At 67.6% G+C, this 23,728-nt stretch carries 26 protein-coding genes; 4 read left to right on the plus strand and 22 right to left on the minus strand.

The window, feature by feature from the left end; translation table 11 throughout:
- Positions 1–5: 5 nt before the first annotated feature.
- Complete coding sequence (locus HUN08_RS14255) at positions 6–392, plus strand: hypothetical protein (protein WP_174900996.1); 387 nt, start codon at positions 6–8, stop codon at positions 390–392.
- 161 nt (positions 393–553) lie between these two features.
- On the opposite strand, the gene HUN08_RS14260 is transcribed toward HUN08_RS14255, so the two are convergent.
- The 15 genes from HUN08_RS14260 to HUN08_RS14330 all read right to left on the minus strand — a co-directional run bounded on the left by HUN08_RS14260 (position 554) and on the right by HUN08_RS14330 (position 12,562).
- Complete coding sequence (locus HUN08_RS14260) at positions 554–1,348, minus strand: LLM class F420-dependent oxidoreductase (protein WP_124246686.1); 795 nt, start codon at positions 1,346–1,348, stop codon at positions 554–556.
- Positions 1,349–1,684: 336 nt separating this feature from the next.
- Positions 1,685–2,368, minus strand: a complete 684-nt coding sequence (locus HUN08_RS14265; protein WP_124246899.1) for a DNA alkylation repair protein — start codon at positions 2,366–2,368, stop codon at positions 1,685–1,687.
- 41 nt (positions 2,369–2,409) lie between these two features.
- Positions 2,410–3,627: an NAD(P)/FAD-dependent oxidoreductase gene (locus HUN08_RS14270; protein WP_124246685.1), complete on the minus strand. Its 1,218-nt coding sequence runs from the start codon at positions 3,625–3,627 to the stop codon at positions 2,410–2,412.
- Positions 3,628–3,664: 37 nt separating this feature from the next.
- Positions 3,665–4,180, minus strand: a complete 516-nt coding sequence (locus tag HUN08_RS14275) for a hypothetical protein (protein ID WP_124246684.1) — start codon at positions 4,178–4,180, stop codon at positions 3,665–3,667.
- The gene (locus HUN08_RS14280; RefSeq protein ID WP_124246683.1) at positions 4,177–4,779 is read right to left on the minus strand and encodes a hypothetical protein; all 603 of its coding nucleotides are present in this window, start codon (positions 4,777–4,779) and stop codon (positions 4,177–4,179) included. Before HUN08_RS14280 ends, HUN08_RS14275 begins: the two co-directional genes overlap by 4 nt.
- The gene (locus tag HUN08_RS14285; RefSeq protein WP_124246682.1) at positions 4,776–5,306 is read right to left on the minus strand and encodes a hypothetical protein; all 531 of its coding nucleotides are present in this window, start codon (positions 5,304–5,306) and stop codon (positions 4,776–4,778) included. Before HUN08_RS14285 ends, HUN08_RS14280 begins: the two co-directional genes overlap by 4 nt.
- Entirely contained in the window at positions 5,303–5,833 is a 531-nt protein-coding gene (locus HUN08_RS14290; RefSeq protein WP_124246681.1) for a hypothetical protein, read from the minus strand. Before HUN08_RS14290 ends, HUN08_RS14285 begins: the two co-directional genes overlap by 4 nt.
- Positions 5,834–5,835: 2 nt before the next feature.
- Positions 5,836–6,678, minus strand: coding sequence for an SDR family oxidoreductase (locus tag HUN08_RS14295; RefSeq protein ID WP_124246680.1), 843 nt, complete (start codon positions 6,676–6,678; stop codon positions 5,836–5,838).
- Positions 6,679–6,688: 10 nt separating this feature from the next.
- Positions 6,689–7,276 carry a TetR/AcrR family transcriptional regulator gene (locus HUN08_RS14300; RefSeq protein ID WP_124246679.1) on the minus strand — a complete coding sequence of 196 codons (588 nt, stop codon included), beginning with the start codon at positions 7,274–7,276 and terminating at the stop codon, positions 6,689–6,691.
- Positions 7,273–8,613, minus strand: coding sequence for a cytochrome P450 (locus tag HUN08_RS14305; protein ID WP_124246678.1), 1,341 nt, complete (start codon positions 8,611–8,613; stop codon positions 7,273–7,275). The genes HUN08_RS14300 and HUN08_RS14305 overlap by 4 nt, the downstream gene beginning before the upstream one ends.
- A 131-nt stretch (positions 8,614–8,744) precedes the next feature.
- Positions 8,745–9,152, minus strand: a complete 408-nt coding sequence (locus HUN08_RS14310) for a pyridoxamine 5'-phosphate oxidase family protein (RefSeq protein ID WP_124246677.1) — start codon at positions 9,150–9,152, stop codon at positions 8,745–8,747.
- 20 nt (positions 9,153–9,172) lie between these two features.
- Entirely contained in the window at positions 9,173–10,033 is an 861-nt protein-coding gene (locus HUN08_RS14315; protein ID WP_124246676.1) for a 3-octaprenyl-4-hydroxybenzoate carboxy-lyase, read from the minus strand.
- Positions 10,034–10,070: 37 nt separating this feature from the next.
- Positions 10,071–11,021: an o-succinylbenzoate synthase gene (locus HUN08_RS14320; protein ID WP_124246675.1), complete on the minus strand. Its 951-nt coding sequence runs from the start codon at positions 11,019–11,021 to the stop codon at positions 10,071–10,073.
- 3 nt (positions 11,022–11,024) lie between these two features.
- Entirely contained in the window at positions 11,025–11,735 is a 711-nt protein-coding gene (locus HUN08_RS14325; protein WP_124246674.1) for a hypothetical protein, read from the minus strand.
- Positions 11,732–12,562 carry a hypothetical protein gene (locus HUN08_RS14330; RefSeq protein WP_124246673.1) on the minus strand — a complete coding sequence of 277 codons (831 nt, stop codon included), beginning with the start codon at positions 12,560–12,562 and terminating at the stop codon, positions 11,732–11,734. The genes HUN08_RS14325 and HUN08_RS14330 overlap by 4 nt, the downstream gene beginning before the upstream one ends.
- Positions 12,563–12,643: 81 nt before the next feature.
- On the opposite strand from HUN08_RS14330, the gene HUN08_RS14335 reads away from it, so the two are divergent.
- Entirely contained in the window at positions 12,644–13,582 is a 939-nt protein-coding gene (locus HUN08_RS14335; protein ID WP_124246672.1) for an oxygenase MpaB family protein, read from the plus strand.
- A 72-nt stretch (positions 13,583–13,654) separates the two neighbouring features.
- Here the strand turns inward: HUN08_RS14335 and HUN08_RS14340 are convergent, their stop codons facing one another.
- The 7 genes from HUN08_RS14340 to HUN08_RS14370 all read right to left on the minus strand — a co-directional run bounded on the left by HUN08_RS14340 (position 13,655) and on the right by HUN08_RS14370 (position 21,950).
- Complete coding sequence (locus HUN08_RS14340) at positions 13,655–14,614, minus strand: alpha/beta hydrolase family protein (protein ID WP_124246671.1); 960 nt, start codon at positions 14,612–14,614, stop codon at positions 13,655–13,657.
- Between the two features lie 279 nt (positions 14,615–14,893).
- Positions 14,894–16,204, minus strand: coding sequence for a hypothetical protein (locus HUN08_RS14345; protein ID WP_124246670.1), 1,311 nt, complete (start codon positions 16,202–16,204; stop codon positions 14,894–14,896).
- A 153-nt stretch (positions 16,205–16,357) separates the two neighbouring features.
- On the minus strand, positions 16,358–17,548 hold the full coding sequence (gene tuf / locus HUN08_RS14350; RefSeq protein WP_124246669.1) for an elongation factor Tu: 1,191 nt from the start codon (positions 17,546–17,548) through the stop codon (positions 16,358–16,360).
- Positions 17,549–17,646: 98 nt separating this feature from the next.
- Complete coding sequence (gene fusA, locus HUN08_RS14355; protein WP_124246668.1) at positions 17,647–19,764, minus strand: elongation factor G; 2,118 nt, start codon at positions 19,762–19,764, stop codon at positions 17,647–17,649.
- Positions 19,765–19,811: 47 nt separating this feature from the next.
- Entirely contained in the window at positions 19,812–20,282 is a 471-nt protein-coding gene (rpsG, locus tag HUN08_RS14360) for a 30S ribosomal protein S7 (RefSeq protein ID WP_124246667.1), read from the minus strand.
- Between the two features lie 2 nt (positions 20,283–20,284).
- Positions 20,285–20,656 carry a 30S ribosomal protein S12 gene (gene rpsL / locus HUN08_RS14365; protein WP_007321021.1) on the minus strand — a complete coding sequence of 124 codons (372 nt, stop codon included), beginning with the start codon at positions 20,654–20,656 and terminating at the stop codon, positions 20,285–20,287.
- A gap of 376 nt (positions 20,657–21,032) precedes the next feature.
- Positions 21,033–21,950 (minus strand): LysR family transcriptional regulator, encoded by a 918-nt coding sequence (locus tag HUN08_RS14370; protein ID WP_124246666.1) that lies wholly within the window; start codon positions 21,948–21,950, stop codon positions 21,033–21,035.
- Between the two features lie 183 nt (positions 21,951–22,133).
- Between HUN08_RS14370 and HUN08_RS14375 the strand changes: the two genes are divergently transcribed.
- Positions 22,134–23,312, plus strand: a complete 1,179-nt coding sequence (locus HUN08_RS14375; RefSeq protein ID WP_124246665.1) for a hypothetical protein — start codon at positions 22,134–22,136, stop codon at positions 23,310–23,312.
- Positions 23,313–23,377: 65 nt separating this feature from the next.
- On the plus strand, positions 23,378–23,728 hold the full coding sequence (locus tag HUN08_RS14380) for a PEP-utilizing enzyme (RefSeq protein WP_124246664.1): 351 nt from the start codon (positions 23,378–23,380) through the stop codon (positions 23,726–23,728).

A 23,728-nucleotide genomic window follows, 5' to 3' on the forward strand; every position in this document is an offset into this window, starting at 1 on the left:
CCATGCTGAGCACCGACCGTCTGGCCAAGATCCTGTCCGCGATCCTCCTCGTCCCGGGCGTGCTGCACTTCCTGGCGCCCAAGCCCTTCGACTCGATCGTGCCCGAGGAACTCCCCGGCGACGCCCGCGCCTACACCTACGCCTCCGGTGTCGCGGAGGTCGGGATCGGCGCGGCACTACTGGTACCGAGGTGGCGCCGGCGCGCGGCAGGTCTGGCCGCGCTGCTGTTCACGGCGGTGTTCCCGGCCAACGTCAACATGGTGCGCCTCTGGCAGGACAAGGGCCCGTTGATGAAGGCGATCGCCGTGGGCCGCCTGCCCTTGCAGATCCCGATGATCGTGCTGGCCCTGCTCGTCTGGCGCCGTGCCGGCAAGGACGAAGCGCCGGCCTGACCGCGCCAAGCGCCGAGTGGGCACCCCAACCCCGCCGAGTGGGCACCCGCCATGGTGGTCGAGTGCCGACGAAGCACGGTGGTCGAGTGCCGACGAAGCACGGTGGTCGAGTGCCGACGAGGCGCTAGCCGAGTCGGTGTATCGAGACCCCGGACACCGGGTTATGCGTTGCGCTGATCCCGCCACCGGCAGATCGCTTCGGCCTGCGCGAGGTCGTAGTCCGGTCCACCAGCGTCGACGGTGAGCAGGCCGATCCCGAGGTCGGCCATCGCGTCGGCTTCGCGCAACAGCTCGTCGACCGACTTGCGCCGACCGCCGATGGCAACCGAGCGCGTGATCTCCGACGGGTCACGCCCGACGTCGGCACAATGACGCGCGAGGACCTCGGCCTTGTGGCGGTACGCATCCGCGTCGGCGAACGAATGCCAGACGTCGCCATACTCGGCGACGATTCGTAGCGTCTTGCGCTCGCCGCTGCCGCCGATGAGCACGGGGATCCTCCGAGTCGGCGGCGGGTTCAGCTTGCCCCACCGCTCGACGATCCTCGGCATCGCCGCCGCGAGTTCGTCGAGCCGGGACCCCTTGGTACCGAAGTCATAGCCGTATTCGTCGTAGTCCCGCTCGAACCAGCCCGAGCCGATTCCGAGGATGAGCCGCCCGCCACTGATGTGATCGACGGTGCGGGCCATGTCGGCCAACAACTCCGGATTGCGATACGAATTGCACGTGACGAGTGCGCCGAGTTCGACGCGCGACGTCTGCTCGGCCCAGGCGCCCAGCATCGTCCAGCATTCGAAATGCGCGCCATCGGGATCGCCGTACAGCGGGAAGAAGTGGTCCCAGTTGAAAACGATGTCGACGCCGATCTCCTCGGCCCGCATCACCGCGTCGCGGATCAGTCCGTAGTCGGGGGCTTGTTGGGGTTGGATCTGGACGCCGATGCGCATTGCGGTCATGCGCCGATCGTACGCACAGGGCGCCGGGAACGCTCGACGGAATTGCAGCGCTCGCGGTGGTCGAGTGATGACGAGGCGCAATCCGAATCGGTGCCGGATCGGAGTGCCCACTCGACCGGGTTGAGGTGCCCACTCGACGGGGCTGAGGTGCTCACGGTGGTCGAGTGCCGACGAGCCGCCAGCCGAGTCGGTGTATCGAGACCCGACCGGGTTGGGGTGCCCACTCGACCGGGTTGGGGTGCCCACTCGGCGGGGTTGGGGTGCCCACGGTGGTCGAGTGCCGACGAGGCGCCAGCCGAGTCGGTGTATCGAGACCCGGCGGGTCGGGGGTCGGGGTCAGCGCAGCGAGCGATAGTGCGCGCGGAGATCGGGATCGAGATGCTCGACGGCGTAGCTCAGTGCCGTGCGACCCAACTCGGGCGCGTGGGCGTCGAGGTACCCGATCAACGTCTCGCGCGAGACCCGCTTACCCATCTCGCGCAGCATCCAGCCGAATGCCTTCTGGATCAGATCGCGCCGATCGTCGACGACGACGGGCGCGACCGCCAGGGTCGCGGCGGCATCGCCGACGAACAGGTGCGCGTGCGTCCCGACGATCCCGACGCGCCGCTCCCACAGCGCCTCTCGTCGGGCATAGGCGACCAGCTCGTCGAAATCGCCCGACGCCACGCACCACGCGCCGAGGATCTGGCGCGCCGACGAGTCCACCAGGTCCCAGTTGTTGACGCGACCGGCCGCCACGGCGTCCCGATAGCCCTGCACCCACTCGGCGCGGGCGGAGTCCGACGCGCGCTCGTACCCGTCGACCATCAGGAACAGCGCCAGCATCCGGACCTCGTGCAACTCGTCGTCGAGCAGGGCCGCGACCGTCGGCAGCGATGTGCCTCTAAATCCGCGCGCCAGTTTGCGCAGTTCCGGCACCGAAACGCCGGCGAAGACGTCCCCTTCGCCGTATTCGCCCGGCCCGGTCTTGAAGAACCCGGCCGCGGACGCGGCGCGCGCCGGGTCGCCGACGGCCATGACCGCGGCGCGCACCTCCGTCGGTGTCGGGGAACCCTTCGTCAAGCCAACACGTCCGCGATCGGCGTCGGGGTCACGAGCTTGGGCCGCGTCTTCATCACGGCGCCGATCTTCCCGGCTCCGGCCACGGCGGTCAGCATCCCGTCGCGACTGAAGTAGGCGAGCCACTTGTGCCCGTCGTCGTCGACGATGTGTACGTCGTCGTCAGGTTTGGGCCAGCCGAGCACCTGGATCTTGAGGTCGTACTGGTCGCTCCAGAAGTAGGGCACGGCCGGCACGACGGCATGATCGGTGCCCAGCAGCGCCGCCGCGACGATCGCCGCCTGCTCGACGGTGTGGTTCCAATGCTCGGCCCGGCGCTGGGTGCCGCCGTGGTCGCGCCAATTGGCCATGTCGCCGAGTGCGTACACCCCGTCGACGCCGGCGCGCCCGACCTCGTTGCAGGCGACTCCACCGCCGACCTCGCGGCTGGCCAACTCGATTCCGGAGCCGTCGAGATAGTCGACGACCGGCGTCGAACCTATGCCGACGACGACGAGGTCGGCGTCGACCAGCGTCCCGTCGGACAGTCTTACCCCGATCACCTTGCCGGCCTCTGCGACGATCTCGTCGACACCGATCCCGGCCCGCACGTCCACGCCCTTCTCGACGTGCTGGCGGGTGACGAGTGCGCCGATCTGGGTGCCGACCGCCTGGGCGAGCGGCGTCGGCGCCGGTTCGACGAGGGTGACCGCCAAACCCAGCGTGTGCAGCGACGCAGCGACCTCGCATCCGATGAACCCGGCGCCGATGACGACGGCCTGTCCGCCTGCCGACGCGGCCTCGGCGATGCGCTGGGCGTCCTCGACGGTCCGCAGCGTGAACACCCCGTCGACCCCCGCCACGCCCGGAAAGGGCCGCGGCAGCAGTCCGGTGGCGAGGACCAGCGCGTCGTAGTCCTGCGTATAGGACGTGCCGTCGGCTTTCGTCACGGTCACCGACTTCGCCCCCGGGTCCACCGATGCGACGCGCTCGCCCATCCGCAGGTCGATCGAGGAGTCGGCATAGAACTCGTCTGCCTTCAGATCGACGCGCCCGATCGCCTCGGTGAGGACCTTCTTCGACAGCGGCGGACGGTCGTAGGGTGGATGCGCCTCGGCACCGATCATCACCACGGGCCCGGTGTGGCCGCCGGCCCGCAGGTTCTCGGCCACCCGCACACCGCCCAACCCGGCCCCGACGATCACCACCGTCGCCTCGGGCGCCAGCTTGTCTGTCATCGACGTCCTCTCCTGGAAATCATCGGCCGACCGGGATTCAGCCGAGCGCGCCGGTCACCGGCGAGAGTCCCGCCAGTAGCCAATCCCCGTCGACTTTACGCATCGACGCCCAGCGGGATAAGGCAACCCTTGGTACCTGCTGACCCGCGCCCTCCGGCGCCGCCCACAGGTCGACGAAGAGGAGCACCCGGGCGCGCCTGCCCATCAGTTCGGCGGTGCCCGTCCCGACGACCCGCGCCGTCATCGTCATGCGCCGCTCCACCGCGCCGGGCAGCACGACGTCGGCGCCGAGACTGGCGTACTCGTCGGCCAATCTCCCGGTCAACTGCTTCGCGACCTCGGGCCGCACGGGAGGCTCGGCCGGGTTCCGGGTCATCAGCGCGGTCGTCGCCCGTGCCGCGGCCGCCATCACCGCCGAGCGCTGCGGGGCGTCGCCCGGCCGCTCGTGCACGGCGTACCACCAGCCCCCCGCGGCGATCAGCGCGAGCGCGACGGCCAACGCCAACGGGATCATGGTCCGCCGATTCAGCTCGGCCCACCTCACCCGCTTCACGCCTGGGCCGCCTTCGTCACGAGCCAGCGGCCGTCGACCTGGGTCATCGTGACGACCACCGGTACCCGCTTGGCCGTCGTCGACGCGCCGATCAGCGCGGGGTTACCCGCTTCGACGACGGCGAGGACGACGACCGTCCCGTCGGCGCGCGGCTCCGCCACGAGCCCGGTGTCCAGCACGTGCCCGGTCGACGGCCCCGACTGTGCGGCGATCTCCGCTGCCAACTCGGCCCGCCCGGACGAGACGCGCCGGTTCTGCTCCCCGGTCGTGACGGCGAGGACGGATCGGACGTAGCCCTCTGGGTCGCGCGGATCGGCGGTGAGCATCGTGACCAACGCGGTGCGGGCGGCGGCGACGGCCTGCTCGCCGCGGGCCTGCGCCGACGCGTCGCGGTGCGCGAGGATCCAGCAGCCGATGGCGGCGGCAACCGCCGCGACGAGCACGACCGGCAGCACCCGCAGGGCGATCGTCAACCGCTGCCGACGCCGATCTGCCCGTCGGCGCAGCGCGGGCCCCGCCGCGATGCGCGCCTCCCGGTACCGTCGCGTCGCGCGCGCATACGACCCGCCGGCACGACCGGCGCCGTCTCCCGTCGTCATCGGACCAGCTCCGCATCGTCGAGCAGCCACTTACCGTCGCGCAGGACGAGCCGGACCGAGAGGACTCGGTCGTCGACGACGGTCGGATCGTCGGGATCGGTGATCGTCGCGACGGCCATCAACTGCGCCCAGTCGACGCCGGAGTCCTCGATCCCGACGGTGCGCGTGCGCCACCGCACCGCACCCGCGCGCTGTGTGCGCAGGGCTGCCGCATTGGCGTCGGCGAATCGTGCGGTCACCCGCGACCGGGCGCGCGCGTTGTCGGCCGCGAGCGTGGTCGGACTGTAGGAGAAGACGTCGGCGAGGATCGACGGCGCCGCCGCCCGCACCGCGTCGCGCTGAGCGCGCGCATGTTCGTCGGCGCGCCACTGTGACAGTTCTCGCGCACCGACGATCAGGGCGAGGAGGACGACGAGCCCTCCGACGCACAACCAGGCGAGTCGGCGGCGGTCCCGGGCGGCAGCAGCCCGATCGGCGGCCGCGGATCGGCGCACGGGCACGGATCGCCGTGCGGATGATTCGGTCACGGCAGGTACTGCACTTTCGCCAGTTTGAACTCGCCGTCCTCGTCGGCGACGACGACACGCAGGCGGAAATCGGTGCTGGCGGCGGGCGCCTGCGCCGAGGCTGGCAGGTCGACGGTGGCGAGCACCAGCACCTCTGCCTGATTCCCGTCGCGCGCGGTGAGCCCGGTCCCCTGCACCCGCCCGTCGGCGACGGTGCCGCGGGAACGGACGAATCGCGTATAGGCGTCGGCGGACTGCGCGAACTCGTCGTGGAATTCGCCGGTGGCCCCGGCGAGGATGCGCCGAGCCCGATCGGGCTGGTCGGGACTGTTGGTCAGCAGCGTGTTGACCCGGGTGGCGGCGGCGCGCTCGAAGTCCTCGTCGGAGGGCCCGCGCCCGGAGACGAGTGCCGCCACGATCCCCGACAGCGCCGCCAGCGCCGCGAGGACCAGCGCGATCCGCGCCCGGCGGGGTCCCGGTCCGTCCCGCAGCTCGAGCAATTGCGCCCGTGCGTGGCGTTGCGCCGCGATCAGCTCGCGGTCAGCCACGGCTACTGCCCGATGCGTTTGTTGTAGTCGGCACGCGACTTATCGTCGTAGCTCAAGAAGATATGGTCCAGTCCGGTCATCTTGCGGGTCCGCCGTTTGAGCGCCTGCGGCATGATCGCGTTCGCGTGGACCCAGCCCATCGACCGCGGCGCCGCGACCCGGGCCTGCGGCTCGATGATCGTCGAAACCACCTGCGCGGCAACGACTTCCGGCTCCACGACGCGGATGTAGCGATTGGTCTCGAGCCCGCTGATCAGTCCGGTGTTGGTGAACGACGGGAGGATCGCCGAGACCGAGACCCCGGCATCGGCGAGTTCGGCGTTCAACGCGTCGGAGAACTCGATCACCCCGGCCTTGACGGCGTTGTAGACCGTCAGCCCGGGCATGGGCAGACGACCCGCCACCGACGCGACGTTCACGATGTGGCCGCTGCCCCGCTCGACCATCCGCCGCGCCGCGGCCTGCGACCCCCAGATGACGCCCATCAGGTCGATGTCGACGGTGCGGCGGATCAGCGCCGCGTCGTAGTTCAGGAAGGGGCCCACCGGCATGATGCCCGCGTTGTTGATCAGCACGTCGATCGGGCCGAAGCGCTCCTCGGTCTCGTCGAGGAAGCCCTCGATCGAGTCGGGCGAGGTCACGTCGAGTTCGAGGCCGTCGATACCGAGGTCGGCTGCGGCCTTGCCCACCGCGTCGCCGTCGATGTCGCCGATCACGACGCGCGCCTTCGCGTCGAACAGCTGGGTCGCGGTCTCGAAGCCGATGCCGCGCGCACCGCCGGTCACGGCGACGACCTTGTCGCGCAACTCGTCGCCGGTCAGCGCCGGCTTGGATCGGAATCTCACGTCGGGGCTCCTAGTAGATCATCGGGGCGAGGAAGGTGGCGGCCATGTCTCGGACGTATTCGGGGCTGTGCCGCTCGGGTTCCGACGCGGGGTTCTCCAGATAGGACATGACCAGTCGCACGTGCAGTTCGACGGCCTGGTGCAGCCGGTCCTCCGGCATGGTCGCACCGGCCGTCCGCAGGGTGTCGGCGACCCGATCGGTCACCATCTCGATGAACAGGGTGTTCACCGACGAGGTGACGTTGCGGACCTCGTAGTCCTCCAGCACCATGCGGCTGAGCAGCGGATCGGTGCTGACCATCTCGGCGCCGGTGGCGAAGGCCTCGACGACGGCCTCGCGCGGGCCCAGGCCGACGACGGACTCCTCGAGCCGGACCATCCCCTTCTCGTAGGCGTCGGCGGCGACGGCCAGCAACAGGCTGTCCTTGTTGGGGAAGCGCCGGTACAGCGTCGACCGGCTGACACCCGCGGCGGCGGCCACCTCGTCCATGTTGGCCCGACGCGCCCCGACCGCGGCGAACTCCGTCGCGGCGGCAGCGAGAATCGCCGATTCTTGATCTTCGACGGTGGCGGTGCTGCGGGCTTTGCGCTCGCTCACGAGAGTCGACGGAGGTCGACGGGGAGCTTGTCCTTGGGCACCGGCAGCGCGCTGTAGTCCATCGGCATAACGTAGTCCGACGGCACCGACCACTCGTAGTCGCGCAGCAGGTTGTGCATGATCGTCTTGATCTCCATCTGACCGAAGTACAGGCCGATGCACTTGTGGACACCGCCGCCGAACGGGGTCCACGCGAAGCGGTGGCCCTTGTCCTCGGCGCGGTCGGCGTCGTAGCGGGAGGGGTCGAAGACCTCGGGATTGGTGAAGTAGTCCGCGTCGCGGTGATTGGTCAGCTGCGGGACGGTGACCATCGTGCCCTCGGGGATGAAGTAGCCCTGCACCTCGGTGTCCTTGACGGCCATGCGCGGCTGCGCCGGGACCGGCGGGCACAGTCGCAGCGACTCCCGCATCACCTTGTCGAGGACGTCGAGCTTTCCCAGGTCGTCGTATTCGAGGGTGGCGCCGAAGTCGAAGGCCTGGGCCCGGGCCTTCTCCTGCCACGGGATGTTCTTGGCCAGGTGGTAGGCCATCTGCGTCATCGTGATGGTCGAGGTGTCATGTGCCGCCATGAGGACGAAGATCATGTGGTTGACCACGTCCTCGTCGGTGAAGGTGTGCCCCTCGTCGCTCTCCGCGTGGCAGAGGACCGAGAAGAGGTCGGGCGTCTCCTTGGCGCGTTTCGCGTCGATGTTGGCGTAGAAGAATTCCTCGAGCACCTTGCGCGACCGCACACCCTTCCACCAGCGGCCGGGCGGGATGGGCTTGCGCACGAAGGCCACGCCCGCGCGGACCGTCTCGATGAACGCCTTGTTGAGCTTGTCGGCCTCGTCCTTGGGGAGTTCGACGCCGAGGAAGACCTCGAGTGCCACGTCGAGGGTCAGCTCCTTGAACTGGCTCAGCATCTTGACCTTGCCGGTCGGGAAATTCGCGACGCGATCGGCGATGACCGGCTGCATCTCCCCGAAGTAGCCCTTGAGGACCTTCGGCGTGAACGCCTGCTGCAGGATGACGCGGTGATGGCGGTGCTCGTCGAAGTCCAAGAGCATGACGCCGCGGTTGAAGAAGGGGCCGATGAAATAGCTCCACGCCGGGCCGTTGGCGAAGGCCTTGTCCTTGTTCATCAGGATCTGCTCGGCGGCGGGGGCACCCGAGCACGTCACGAACTGCGTCCCGAACGCGTTCATCGCCGAGACCTTGCCGAACTCGGCCTGTCGGGCCGCGCTGAACGCGAACGGATCGCGGCGCATGCGAAGGATCTCCAGGACGCCGTTGCGGCTGTTCTTCGGGACGCTGCGCAGGTCGCTCTCGGCAGGTGCCTGGGTGAAGACGGTGGTCATCGGCGGTCTCCTCGATCGCACGTTCTCCGGGCGCGGTGTGGCCCAGCTCTCACGATACGCCGTTTGAAACAAAAGTCTAGCTTTGTTTCAACGTCCGCCGTTCTCAGCCGCTTCGCCCTCCCATACGCCCCCTACTGACCGAGGTCGGCGGTACGCCACCGCGTCGGCCGGAGGGAGAACAAGGCCTCCGCCGGCATCGTCTCGACGAACCCCTCCACCGCTTCGGGCGGCAGGTATCGGCTGGCCATCAAGCGGTTGTTGTCCTTGCTCGGCGGCAATTCGTCGACGAGTTCACATTCGACGGAAACGAAGATGATCCGCGGCTCGACGGTGTCGACGACCAGCGAACAACGCCCGGCCGCACGGAGCAGTCTGGCCTTGAAGGACTCGGCCGGCGTGACGATGCGGACATCCCCGCCGGGCGCGTAGTCGTACCAGATCGGCAACGCCAGCGGCGGCCCCGACTTGCGCTCGATAGCGATGGTCCCGATCTGCGTTCGGGCGAGAAAGGACTGTGCCGCGGCTTCGTCGAGTTCCATGGATCGAACCTAGCCCCGGTTCACGACTCGAGAACGTAGTTTCCGCTGGTATCGATGCCATCGTCGCCGACGAAGCGCGCCGTGTCACCGGGACGGGCCGCCCCGAGGAATCCCTCAGTCCACGGGAACCGCGCGACGAAGTTCGCGACGTCCCAGACCTCGAAGTTGTCCGGGTCGGCCACGTACGCCTCGTCCTCGAGCCCGGTCACCGAGGTGAGCATGCCGTCATCCTCGAGTGTCACCCACGCCGGCGGGTTCTGCTCGTGCAGCTTCGACACGACGATGGGCTTGCTGAACAGGACGTCGGACTGGTGCGCGGTCGCCCCGGCTCTGGCGCGCGTGACGTCGAGGAGTCCGGCCGGACCGCCAGCAGCCCGCTCCACCGCCGCGTACCCCTGCTCGTCGGCCAACTGCGCCTCGCCGGAGGTCAGCAGTCGGATCGTCCACACGTCGCCGACGATGTTTCCGCGGTCGTCGCGAACCTCGTCGATGGCCTGGCCCCACGACGAACGGCCGACCACCATCGCCGAGATGTCGGTGCCGTCAAGGAACGGTCCGGGGCTGTGCATCACCACGCCGGGCGGCGGGGGCAGACGGTTCACCGCGATCATGTCACACAACCGGTGCAGCGCGACGACACCCGCGCCCTGCTGGCCGTCGACCACCTCGACCGCGAGCTCGCACGGACGCCCAGCCTCCAGCGGCAGTCGCGAGACGCCCGCCGTCATCAAGGTGATGGGCCCGCTCGGCGGGTGCTTCTCGACGATCATCACCGAGCCGCCGAGACGATCCCGATGCACCAAAGGTTCGACGCCGAGCGCGGTGAAGGTGTGGTTGGCGAACGCATCGTCGCCGGCGGCCAGGGGAACGTCGTTGCTCATGGCGCTCAGCGTAGGCAGGCAGCGCTCGGGGTGACCGCTATTCAGCCGACGCCAGCAGCGCGTGACAGCGGGTCAGCCGATCGGTCCACCACCGCCGACGGTCGGGCGGGGCGAGCGGCGGATTCTCCACGGCAACGGCCGCCGGGCGCAGCACGCCGTGCGCCGGGCGCGGTGGATCGGGCGTCACGTCGTCGACGAAGAGCGCGCCGGTCCCCAGCCCGCATGCATGGTCAAGTCGCGGCAGAGCGGCCGCCGTCGCGACGCCCGCGCTGATTCCGACGGCGGTGTCGAGCGCGCTGGAAACGACGATCGGCAGCGGGATCTGCTCGGCGAGTTCGAGGACCCGGCGCATCCCGCCGAGCGGGGCGACCTTCACGACGGCGATGTCGGCGGCGTCGGCGGCCACGACGCGCAGCGGGTCGTCGGCCTTGCGGATCGACTCGTCGGCCGCGATCGGCGTCTCGACCCGGCGCCGGACCCGGGCGAGTTCTTCCACGGTGGCGCACGGCTGCTCGACGTATTCGAGTTCGCCGAGCCGCCCGATCGCGGTCACCGCCTCGTCCACGCTCCATCCCCCATTCGCATCGACGCGGACGGTGCCGACCAGCTCGCGCACGGCGGCGACGCGCTCCACGTCGTCACGCAGGGATTGTCCCTTCTCGGCGACCTTCACCTTGGCCGTCCGCGCACCGGGGAATCGGGCCAGGACCTCGGCGACCTCCGACGCGGGAACCGCGGGCACGGTGGCGTTCACCTCGACCGCGCTCCGCACCGCCGGCGGTGGTCCGAGCCACGCCGCCTCGATGCCCGCTGCGAGCCAATGGGCGGCCTCGTCGTCGCCGTATTCGACGAACGGCGAGAACTCCCCCCACCCGGCCGGGCCGCGGAACAGCAACGCCTCGCGCACCGTGATCCCGCGGAAGCGGACGCGCATCGGCAGCGAGACCACCACGGCGGTCGCGAGGAGATCATCCGCGGACGGAAGCACGATTCAGCCCAACGGCCCGGGAGCGAAGTGCCGAGGATCGGTGTCGCCATATGACCGCAAACCTCGGCGGTTCGAGGTCAGCGACTGGTCGAGCCAATAGCCGAGCCAGGCGAATCCGACGACCACGCCCAGGGTCAGAGCTGTCTCCACGACATTTGAAACGGTCGCGCGCAGCACGATGCCCCCGCCCATCTCCGCGATGGCGAACAGGGAATGAACAGCCCAATCGGCAACCAGATCGACGACGACCACCACCACGCCGGCAACGGGCGCGAGTACCAACGGGACCAGCGAGCGCCGGTGCCCCAGGAACCACGCGGCCAGGAACAGCGTCACCTGGAGGCCGAATTGCGCCGTGTGCAACCACTGGGGCACGGCCGTCCAGTCGAGGAACCCGATCACGTCCAAGAGCAGGGCCGCCACCAACACCGCGACCACTACGGGCCGACGACGTTCCGCGCTGATCGCGATGATCGCGGCGATCGCCAGGTCGAAGATGGTGCCGATCAGCGCGTAGACCCAGTCGGCTGCGCTCAGCTGGCTACCGAACTGGAGGGTCACCAGATTGACCGGCACCAGGGTCGCGTAGACCGTCGCGGCCGCGCAGCCGAAGGCCAGGCTCCGGCGAATGGTTGCCGGTTCTTCCACCGGATAGAAGCCGGCTTGCGGCGGCACGGGAACGGGCCACGCCGGATTCGGGTCGGCACCCGTCACGGCCGCTGCCCCGTCTGCGAGAGCAGCTTGTCGAGGCCAACGGCGAGCCAGGTGAACGCGACGAAGAAGACAATGGTGACGACGGTCGAGTAGATCCCCATCACCAGGTTGGCATGGCGAAACAAGTCACCGACCCTATCGAGGTGATCACTGAGATCCGAACCGCGCTCCACATGGCTTATCCGGTCCCGCAAGTCGTTCTGGATCGCGTGCGCGACAAGCCATTGCACGAGGCCGTATGCGAGCGCCGCGATCGGCACTATCACCAGTGTTGTGAGCGACGTGCGTCGTCCCAAGAACCAAGCGACCAGAATCGTCGCGAAGATGAGGCTGCTGACGACAAAGGTCGGCCAGGAGGGGGTGAAGTACCACTGCCGCGCGAAGTCCGCGAGCCACGAAAGCCCGTTCCACGTCACGGCTAGAATGATGACGTTCTCGACGAACCACAGCAGGCCGGCGACTGCCAAGACGCCACCGACCGCGACCCGACGCCTGTCGGCGCTGGCGAGCACGATCCCAAGCACAGCGACCATGCTGGCCAGATGGAGTCCGAAGACCACCCACCCCCCGTAGGAGTGATAGTCACGGCTCGCTTGGTAACTCACCAGGGCGCCCACGGTCAGCACCGTGTAGATCAGGGCCGCGGCCGTGCCGCCGAGCACCCCACGAAGAAGCGACGACGCCGGGGCGGAACGCTGCGGCTGCGGATACCTCGGCGCACCGGGGTAGGGCGCATTGAACTGCTGGTACTGCGGAGCCGGCGGCTGATGCGGCGCGATCGACGGGGCCGGACCGGGATACGACGGGTACGGGCTGCCACTTGTCATCGTCGAATGTTATCCCTCGGTGACGCCCACCCTTGGAACAAATATTGAGTTCTGTTCCAAACCGGGGGTAGTCTCAACGTCATGACGATCCACGACTTCGACGCCGGGGTGCGCGAGGCGGAGCCCAGCGTGCTGTCGGCACCCGGGTTCGACGACGAGATCGACGCCCTGGACCTGCGCCTGGGCGCCGATTCGCTGGTGTGGAAGTTCTACGGCGACATCCGCGGCCTGTTCGGCTTCCAGCGCCTCGCCGGGACCGAGAACTGCATCGAGCAACTCGCCAAGGGCGTCGAGGACCACTCGGTCATCTTCAGCGACTTCCTCGGCCGTGCCCGCCGCACCGGACCGCCGATCATGCGCACCGTCTACTCCGACGACCCCTACGGCTGGGGGCACAGGGTCCGCGACTTCCATCGCGAGATCAAAGGCACCATCAGCGACGGCTCGCGCTACCACGCCCTGAACCCCGAACTGTTCTATTGGGCGCACGCGACCTTCGTCGACCAGGTCATCTACATCACCGACACCTTCATCCGCCGCCTCTCGCAGCAGGAGAAGGAACAGATCTTCGAAGAGTCGAAGGTCTGGTACCAGCTCTACGGCGTCAGTGCCCGCAGCCAGCCACAGACCTATGCCGAGTTCCTTGAGTACTGGAACGCGATGTGCGACCGCTTCGTCCCGACCAAGACGATCGTCTACGCCACCGGTTATCTGCGCCAGGGCGTCCCCGGGCCGAAGTGGCTACCCAAGCCGGTCTGGCGCGTCGCGTCCGCACCGCTGAACGCGGCACTGCGCACAGTCATCATCGGCACCCTGCCCCAGCAGATGCGCGACGTCTGCCGCCTCGAGTGGAATCCGCGCATGCAACGACGATTCGACCGCTTCACCGCGGTCATGCGCGCGCTCAACCCGCTGTTCAACCGGCTGCCCACCAAGTGGCTCTACGTCGAATGGGCCGACGAAGGCTGGCAGCGCACGGGCGTCGACCCGCGCAAGCTCCACAACGGACAGGCCTGCTGAGATTTTCCCCCTCGTGACACACCAAGGGAGATATGCCCTCGACGGTTCGTCAGGGGGAGAATCTCAGCATGCTCAGCGGTCGCGGAACCAGCCCTCGCGGTAGGCCCGCCACACCGAGTCCTGCCAATAGCCCCAGGAATGGGTGCCCTGTAGTTGATAGTCGGTGCTCAGCCGCAATCCGTTCGGCGCGGCCTGGGTCTCGAAGGCCATCGTCTGCGCATCCGAGGCGGTCTCCAGGGGTCCGCCCTTGGCGATCGTGTCGGCGTTCACGTCGTGACGCCCGGGCGCCCCGGTCGCCGCACCGATGCGCACCTTCATGCCGCGCATCTTCGACGCCAGGTTGAACGGGTCGTTCTGGACCCACCGCGGATCCCACGGCGGCCCCCACATGTCGTCGGCGTCGTACGGACCGCGTCCGGCGGCCACCCCCGCGTCGATGAGCGCCAACTTGATGTTCTCGCGCATCGTCGGCGCCGAGAGGTTGAGGAATCCGGACATCGAGAACGCGTGGGAGATGCGACGACGGTGGTTCGCGGCGTAGGTCAGCGCCGAGTTGCCGCCCATCGAGATGCCCATGATCGCGTACTTGCCCCATCGACCGGCGGCCAACCCGCGGGAGTCGAGTTCGTTGATGATCCGGTTGAGCCGACAGGTCCACTGGTAGCGGTAGCGCTGCTTGTTGCCCGGCTTGCGCTCCCAGTCGGTGTAAAAGCTTGCCAGCCCGCCAACCGGCTCGACGACGTTCACCCCGCGGGAAGCGAGGCTCCCGATGTTCGTCTCATGGCGCCAACCGCTCATGTCGCTGGTGGCTCGCAGCCCGTCGAGGGCGATCACGGTCTTGTAGTTCCCCGGGCGGGCATAGACGTCGACCGGTGAGGCGGGCATCCCGCACCCCGACGTGTAGAAGCGGTCCCGGACGGCGGCGTCGGCGGGGGCAGCGGGCAGCCCCGTCGCGACCACCGCGCCGACGATCAGCGCGACACCCACGACTCCGCGCCGGATCGGCAACGCCCGACTGACAAGTTTGTGCACCCGCGAAGCCTATTTTCGCCGACGAGGGGCCCACAAGCGCTGTGTCCCAATGCGAACGGCATCGAGACCTGGCGTTGATCAAGTCCGAAAACACGATCAGCATGGTGTTTCGTCCGGAAACCGGTTGAAACACCATGCTGATCCGATCGGGCGAAGCCTACTTGAGGCGCTCTTCTTCTTCGCGCTCGAGACGATCGCGCTCGTGCTGGCGCGCCTTCTCTTCTTCCTCGATCTTCTGCTCGTGCTCGTTCTTGTCGCTCATACCGCGGAGTCTATCGGTCACCACCACGGGCCGGGGTATTCGCCCTTGTCGTTGTCGCGGACCAGCACCGGCTTGTCCTGGCCGAGACCGTCGGTGTGCGCCACGACCGTCCAACCCGGGATCCGCGTGACGGGACGAACCTTCCACCCCTCCGACACGGTCTTGCCGGTCTCGAGGTCGATGACCGGGTTCTTCAGGTTGTCGTACACGTAGAGATATTTGCCGGCCATGATGTTTTCCGCGAGGTTCTTCTCGTCGCACTTGTCGAGCAGCACCTTGCCCGTGGCCATATTCGCCACGAAGCAGCCGCGGACCATCAGCAGATCGTCCCAGGCCACCGCCCGGGTCGACCCCTCGCTGTCGAAGGTCGTCGGGACCACCCGGTTGGAGACGGTGTCGCGCAGCATGATCTGCCGCTTGGTCTTCGGGAAGGTGTCGCCGTCGGCCTGGTAGATCATGAAGCGCCCGACGGCTCGCTCGATCCGCGCCGGGGCGGCCAACTCGACCGGCTCTCCGCCGGGCAACCGGACGATCGAGGGAACGTTCTGAAGGTTCTTCCCGAATCCGTGGAACCCCCACATCACCGTGTCCGGCTTGTCCAGGGTGACCTTCTCGAAGGCGGGGAACTCGTAGGAGAGGTGCGGCGGGAAGACCGAGTTCGTCGAGTTGGACTCGTCCACGGGGATGATCGTCTTCACCGTCGGCTTGAGGTCGTGGTCGAGGGAGTAGAGCTTCAATCCACGGCCGTAGTTCTTGATGTCGGATTCGAGGACCGCGAACCCGCCCGGGTAGCCGTGGAGACTGCTCGCCTCGGCCCCGGCGGTCAGCGTGCCGGTCAGGTCGACCGCGTCGTCGGCCGACCCTCCCCTGATCTTGATCGCGTACATGCGGGCGCGGGTGCTCTCGCCGCTGACGCCGCTGGCACGCGTCTTGACGGTCTCGGCGTAGACGACGACGGGATCCTTCTCGTCACCGGTGATCACACAGTGGACCGGACCGACCTCCTCGTCCTCCTTCAGCGGCTTGGACCCGGGAATGGGCAGCCATCCACCCTTGACGGTGTCCAGCACCACCGGATTCCGCGACGAGGCCCCCTTCACGCAGCCGGTCGCGATCAATCCGCCGGTGATCGCCCAATCCTCGTCGGGGAGTTGCAGTGTGTCGCGGGCGGCCGCGGCCGTCGACGACGCGGAAGCGCTCGACTGTGCCGGCGCCGGCGCGTACGCGGAGGTCGCCTGGTCGGTCCCGCCGGTGTCCTTCCCGTCGGTCGCACATCCCGCGACGAGGAGCGCTGCCGCCCCGACTACCACCACTGCACTACGCGACAACCGCATCCTCATGACCTCCGATAGGGGAACCGTCGACCGAAAGGCACAAACGGCGCAAACCCAGAGATTAGCCCAGAACACACGAAACGGCGCCCATCCCCGAAGGGATGGGCGCCGTTTGCGCGCTTACTACCTAGATCGAGTGATCAGTGATCACTTGATGATCTTGGTGACGCGGCCGGCACCAACGGTGCGGCCACCCTCGCGGATCGCGAAGCGCAGGCCCTCGTCCATGGCGACCGGCTGGATGAGCTTGACGCTCATCTCGGTGTTGTCGCCCGGCATGACCATCTCGGTGCCCTCGGGGAGGGTCACGACGCCGGTCACGTCCGTGGTGCGGAAGTAGAACTGCGGACGGTAGTTGTTGAAGAACGGCGTGTGACGGCCGCCCTCGTCCTTGCTCAGGATGTAAGCCTGGCCCTCGAACTCCGTGTGCGGAGTCGTGGTGCCCGGCTTGACGATGACCTGACCGCGCTCGACGTCCTCACGCTTGAGGCCACGGAGCAGCAGACCGGCGTTGTCGCCAGCCTGAGCCTCGTCGAGCAGCTTGTGGAACATCTCGATGCCGGTGACCGTGGTCTTCTGCGAGTCCTCGCGGATACCAACGATCTCGACCTCTTCGTTGACCTTGATCTCGCCGCGCTCCACACGACCGGTGACGACGGTGCCACGACCGGTGATCGTGAAGACGTCCTCGACGGGCATCAGGAACGGCTTGTCGGTCTCGCGGACGGGGTCCGGGATCGAGTCGTCGACGGCCTGCATGAGGTCCTCGATCGACTTGACCCACTTCTCGTCGCCCTCGAGCGCCTTCAGCGCCGAGATCGGGATGACCGGGGCGTCCTCATCGAACTCCTGGGCACCCAGCAGCTCGCGGACCTCCATCTCGACGAGCTCCATGATCTCGTCGTCGTCCACCATGTCGGCCTTGTTCAGCGCGACGAGGATGTAAGGCACACCCACCTGGCGGGCGAGCAGCACGTGCTCGCGGGTCTGCGGCATCGGGCCGTCGGTGGCGGCCACGACCAGGATCGCGCCGTCCATCTGGGCGGCACCGGTGATCATGTTCTTGATGTAGTCGGCGTGACCCGGAGCGTCGACGTGCGCGTAGTGGCGCTTGTCGGTCTGGTACTCGACGTGGGAGATGTTGATCGTGATACCACGAGCCTTCTCCTCAGGCGCCTTGTCGATCTGGTCGAAAGCGAAGCTCTCGTTCAGATCCGGGTACTTGTCGGCCAGCACCTTGGTGATGGCGGCCGTGGTGGTGGTCTTGCCGTGGTCGACGTGACCGATGGTGCCGATGTTCACGTGCGGCTTGGTCCGCTCGAACTTCGCCTTGCCCACTTGTGTCCTCCTGGACTGTTATCGCTGCCGAGTGGTTCCCGACAGTGGTTGGTGTATTTCTGTTGTTTCGCGCCGAAACGCGGCCCGCAGGCTGGGGACTATTCGCCCGTCGCCTTTGCGATGATCTCCTTCGAAACGTTCGCCGGAACTTCGGCGTACGAATCGAAGACCATGGAGTAGTTTGCCCGGCCCTGGGTCTTCGACCGAAGGTCTCCGATGTAGCCGAACATCTCCGACAGCGGAACCTGTGCCTTGACGACACGGGCGCCACTGCGCTCCTCCATGGCCTGGATCTGGCCACGGCGGGAGTTCAAGTCGCCGATCACGTCACCCATGTACTCCTCGGGAGTCGTGACCTCAACGGCCATGATCGGCTCCAGGATGACCGGGTTCGCCATGCGAGCAGACTCCTTCAGAGCCTGCGCACCGGCGATCTTGAAGGCCATTTCCGACGAGTCGACGTCGTGGTACTGACCGTCGAGCAGGGTGACCTTCAAGTTGACCAGCGGGTAGCCGGCGAGAACGCCGTACTGCATCGCGTCCTGCGCACCGGCATCCACCGACGGGATGTACTCGCGCGGGACACGACCACCGGTGACAGCGTTGACGAATTCGTAGGTCGCACCGTCTTCGGCGTCCGTGAGGGGCTCGAGCTTGACGATGACCTTGGCGAACTGGCCGGAGCCACCGGTCTGCTTCTTGTGCGTGTATTCGTGCTTCTCGACGGTCTTGCGGATCGTCTCGCGGTAGGCGACCTGGGGCTTGCCCACGTTCGCCTCGACCTTGAACTCACGCTTCATCCGGTCGACGAGGATGTCGAGGTGGAGCTCGCCCATGCCGCCGATGACGGTCTGGCCGGTCTCCTCGTCGAGCTGAACCGAGAAGGTCGGGTCCTCTTCGGCCAGCTTCTGGATCGCGGTGCCCAGCTTCTCCTGGTCGGCCTTGGTCTTCGGCTCGATCGAGACGTTGATGACCGGGTCCGGGAAAGTCATGGACTCCAGGACGATCGGCGAGTCGATCGCGCACAGGGTGTCACCGGTGGTGGTGTCCTTCAGGCCGATCATCGCGTAGATGTGGCCGGCCACCGCGTCGTCGACCGGGTTCTCCTTGTTGGCGTGCATCTGGAAGAGCTTGCCGATGCGCTCCTTCTTGCCCTTGGTGGCGTTGAGCACCTGGGTGCCCGGCTCCACCTGGCCGGAGTAGACGCGCACGAAGGTCAGCTTGCCGAAGAAGGGGTGAGCCGCGATCTTGAAGGCCAGTGCCGAGAACGGCTCGTCCTTGCTGGGCTTGCGGATCAGTTCCTCGTCCTCGTCGCCCACCTTGTGGCCGTGCACCTCGCCGATGTCCAGCGGGGTCGGCAGGTAGTCGATGACGGCGTCGAGCATCGGCTGCACACCGCGGTTCTTGAACGCGGAACCACACAGCACCGGGTACAGCTCGGAGTTGACGGTCATCTTGCGAATCGCGCCCTTGATCTCCTCGACCGTGAGCTCCTCGCCGGAGAAGTACTTCTCCATGAGGGCTTCGTCGGACTCGGCGACGGTCTCGAGCAGCTTCTCGCGGTACTCGGCGGCCTTGTCGGCGAGATCCGCGGGGATCTCCTGCACCTCGTAGGAGGCACCCATCGTCACGTCGCCCTTGGCGTCGCCCGGCCAGACCAGCGCGCGCATCTCGACGAGGTCGACGACACCGACGAAGTCATCCTCGGCACCGATCGGGAGCTGGACCACCAGCGGCTTGGCGCCGAGGCGGTCGATGATGGTCTGCACGGTGAAGTAGAAGTCCGCGCCCATCTTGTCCATCTTGTTGACGAAGCAGATGCGGGGGACGTCGTACTTGGCGGCCTGGCGCCAGACCTGCTCCGACTGGGGCTCGACGCCCTCCTTGCCGTCGAACACGGCGACCGCACCGTCGAGGACGCGGAGGCTGCGCTCCACCTCGACGGTGAAGTCGACGTGACCCGGCGTGTCGATGATGTTGATCTGGTTGCCGTTCCAGAAACAGGTGACGGCGGCGGAGGTGATGGTGATCCCCCGCTCCTTCTCCTGCTCCATCCAGTCGGTCGTCGACGCACCGTCGTGGGTCTCGCCGATCTTGTAGTTGACGCCGGTGTAGAAGAGGATCCGCTCGGTCGTCGTCGTCTTGCCGGCATCGATGTGGGCCATGATGCCGATATTGCGAACCTTGGTGAGGTCGCTGAGCACTTCCTGTGCCATTACATTCCCTTCGGGAATCGATTAGTGGACTGTTGGGGCGGCTGCGACTACCAGCGGTAGTGCGCGAACGCCCGGTTGGCCTCGGCCATCTTGTGGGTGTCCTCGCGACGCTTCACCGAGGCACCGAGGCCGTTGGAGGCGTCGAGCAGCTCGTTGGCCAGGCGTTCCACCATGGTCTTCTCGCGACGCTGACGGCTGAAGGTCACCAGCCAGCGCAGGGCCAGGGTGTTGGCGCGACCGGGCTTGACCTCGATCGGCACCTGGTAGGTGGCACCACCGACGCGGCGGCTCTTCACCTCGAGGGTCGGCTTGACGTTGTCCAGAGCACGCTTGAGCGTGATGACCGGATCGGTGCCGGTCTTCTCGCGGGCCTGCTCGAGGGCGCCGTAGACGATCCGCTCGGCGGTCGACTTCTTGCCGTCGAGGAGGATCTTGTTCACGAGCTGGGTGACCAGCGGCGAACCGTAGACGGGGTCGTTGATGAGGGGGCGCTTGGGCGCGGGTCCTTTACGTGGCATGACTAGCCGCCCTTCTTCGCGCCGTAACGGCTGCGAGCCTGCTTGCGGTCCTTGACACCCTGGGTGTCGAGCGAGCCGCGGATGATGCGGTAACGAACACCGGGGAGGTCCTTCACACGACCACCGCGCACGAGCACCATCGAGTGCTCCTGCAGGTTGTGGCCCTCGCCGGGGATGTATGCGGTGACTTCGACGCCGGAGGTCAGGCGCACACGCGCGACCTTCCGAAGCGCCGAGTTCGGCTTCTTGGGGGTGGTGGTGTACACACGCGTGCACACGCCGCGCCGCTGCGGGCTGCCCTTCAAGGCCGCGGTCTTCTTGATCGAAGCCTTGTCCTTGCGGCCCTTGCGGACCAGCTGGTTAATAGTTGGCACTGAATTCCTTCATTCGATGTGTTCGCACGTCGGAGTCGGCTCCCGCCGGTCCGCAGTGCTTGTTGCGGTTGGTGCTCCGGGCAAATGATCACTGTCGCCACCGGCGACCGTGATTCACCTCCACAACTCGCCCCACCAGAGCGTCTGCCCTGGTCAGTACATTGATCGCTACCCCGCGCTCGGGCGTGTCTAACACCCGAAAACGGTCTCGCCTAGTCAGCCTGCCCCGCACCCCGGTGAACGTCGGGTTTCACCCCGCGCGACCTCATCCGTTGACACGCATGCAGACTGGCCCAGCTGTCGCCAGGCACCGCCCAAGTACTCTACCGACCTGCGTTGGCCGGGTCAAAACGGAATCCGGCGCGACAGCCCGTGGTCACGCGACGAGTTGCGCGCCCTCGACCAGCCCGATGTTCTCCTCGACGACCCGGCGCGCCACCTCGGCGAAACCGATCGCGAGCGAACCCGCGTCCGCGGGGTACATGACGTCGCACTCGTTGGGCGGGAAATCGTTCAGCGGCAGCGCTCGCAGGAGCGGATTGTCGATCGCGAGGCGCCAGCCGCTCGCCGCGACGGACAGCGCGCTGCCCGAGTCGGCCAGCGACGACTGCAGCTCCGAGATGTTCACCGCGTTGCTGCCGACGCGCTCGTCGGGTCGGCGCTGGGCGTCGAGCCCCCAATACGACGACCATTCCGGCGGCGCGTTGGTCAGGTCCAGGACCGGCAAGTCGAGCGCCGCGTCGACGGCGTCGCTCCCGTCGCCCTCCGGCACGGGCGCATCGGCGCCGAAGGCGAGCATCCGGGGCTCGGCGAACAGCGGCGTGTAGTTCATCCCGCCGACCACGTCGGGCGACCGGACTATCGCCACGTCGACGCGCCCGTCCATCACCGCGTCGAATTGGTCGGCGAAGCTGAGGTCGACCATCGAGACCTCGACGTCCGGGTTGGCCCGCCGATAGCCGCCGATGATGAGCGGCGTGAGCTCACCGGCACCGAGGTGACCCGACAGCACGCCGATGGCGAGCCGGCGGCGCCGACCGGTGTTGCGGACGTCGTCGAGTGCATCGCTCACCGAGTGCAGGATCTGCCGCACATGGGCGAGGAAGGTGACCCCGGCCGACGAGAGTTCGACGCCGCGCGGGCTGCGGACCAGCAGCACCGCGCCCACCGATCGCTCCAACCTGCGCATCGCCTGCGACACGGCCGGCTGCGACAGGTACAGCCGGCGCGCGGCGGCGTGCAGACTGCCCTCCTCGGCGACGACGGCGAAGATCTCCATCTGACGCAGGTCCATCTCCGACCACCTTCTCGAGCCTTGTGATGCAGGTCACCGTAGCCCCGCACGGTGATCGGAGTCCAGCGGACGGGGGTGGGGATAAGGAGATGTTTCCACTGGATAAGCGAGTGGCCTCTACCGACGGCGACGGCGCTGGGGTGGCATCGATCACACCAACCCCGCTATCCGAGGAGACACGCAATGCCCTCCGTTGAAGTCAACCGCGAACTGGCCGACCGGGCCCGAGAACAGCTGGGCGACGCCGTCAAGGCGTTCCTCTCCGAGCGGACCGCGGTGGACTCACCGTTGTTCGACGTCTCCACGAAGATGGCGTACGGCAACTACGCATCGGTGCGGTCGATCCCGCTGTTGATGGACCTCGTCAACGCCCGGCTGACCCCCGAGGAGGTCGGCCGGAAGCTGAAGACCCCCGGTGTTCCGCTCGGCCTGGTGATGAACGGCCTCGGCTGGGTCCTCACGATGGGACGCATCCAGGTCTACAAGGACGCCGGCTGGCCGGAGAAGACCGACGTGGCCGTCCCGGAGGACGAGCGCATGGCCGAGGTGTTCACCTGGTGGGCCCGCATCATGGCGGCCTATCGCAACGACGGCGGCCTGGTCCCCGGGCAGGGCGGGACGCCGGAGACCTTCGAGATCCTCTCCGACGAGACCCTCGCCCCCATCGTCGAGACCGCGCTGACCGACGGCGCGTTCGACGGCGACGGGAAGCTCGCCGCCGGCGGCGACATCGCGATGCTCCAGCGCTCGATCGCCGAACTCGACATGTTCGAGTTCGTCACCCACGCCGAGGCCCGCGACGGCATCCACCAGCACGGTCCGTACCGGCTCGACGACGGCCGGGTGGTCCTGTTCAAGGAGTTCACCGACCTGCAGGGCAGGTATATGCCGGGCAAGTCCGACGAGAACCGGCTGTCGGTGTCGCGGGTGGTCGTCGCCCTGGTGATGCGAGACGTGCGGATCACCTTCGACCTCTTCGCGATCTTCACCGATCCGGAAAACTTCTTCGACCACGTCGAGGGTGTCGCCATCTTGGCCGGCGACGACCTGAAGACCATCTCGCTCCCCGAACTCTCGGCGATCGCCGAGGCGTCGGTGAAGGCGCAGCGCAACTACTTCCTGCAGATGGCCGGCTGGGACGACCGGACCAAGGTCACCCACGGCGGCAGCCAATACGCGAACGACTTCCACGCACTGCTGCCCATCGCGGGCTACACCGAGGAGGAGGTGGCCTCGCTCTGGATCGAGCCCTTCGAGAAGGCCGCGACGGAGTACTACGAGCGCGCGACCGGCGACACCCGCCTGGGCGCCTTCGAGCACCTGCTCGGCGGCGGCGAGCCCGTCACTCCCCCGTTCGCCTGACCCGGTCCCGTCAACCCAGCCGCCGGCCCCCGTCGGCGCGCATCAACCCGAAAGCAGAGAGAACCATGACCGAAACCTGGACCCCCGCCGGTACCGGCGCCTTCGTCTCCGGCACCGAGCCGGTGGAGGGCACCGTCGTCGAGATCAAGACCACCGAGGACGTGCTCCCCCTGTTCGACGACTGCCCGTCGGACCTCATCGTGCTGTTGCACACCTCCGGCGGCACGATCCTGTCCCCGCTGTTCTCCGACATCAAGGGTGTGATCTCGACCGTCGGCGGCAAGGGCTCGCATGTCGCGATCCTCTCGCGCGAGTTCGGCATCCCCTGCGTGATGGGCGCCGAGTTGAGCGACGAGGCGCTGAACGGGCGTCACGTGCGCATCGAGACCGACGGTTCCGTCCGAGTCGCGGGCTAG

The organism is Gordonia sp. X0973, assembly GCF_013348785.1.
Lineage (GTDB): Bacteria > Actinomycetota > Actinomycetes > Mycobacteriales > Mycobacteriaceae > Gordonia.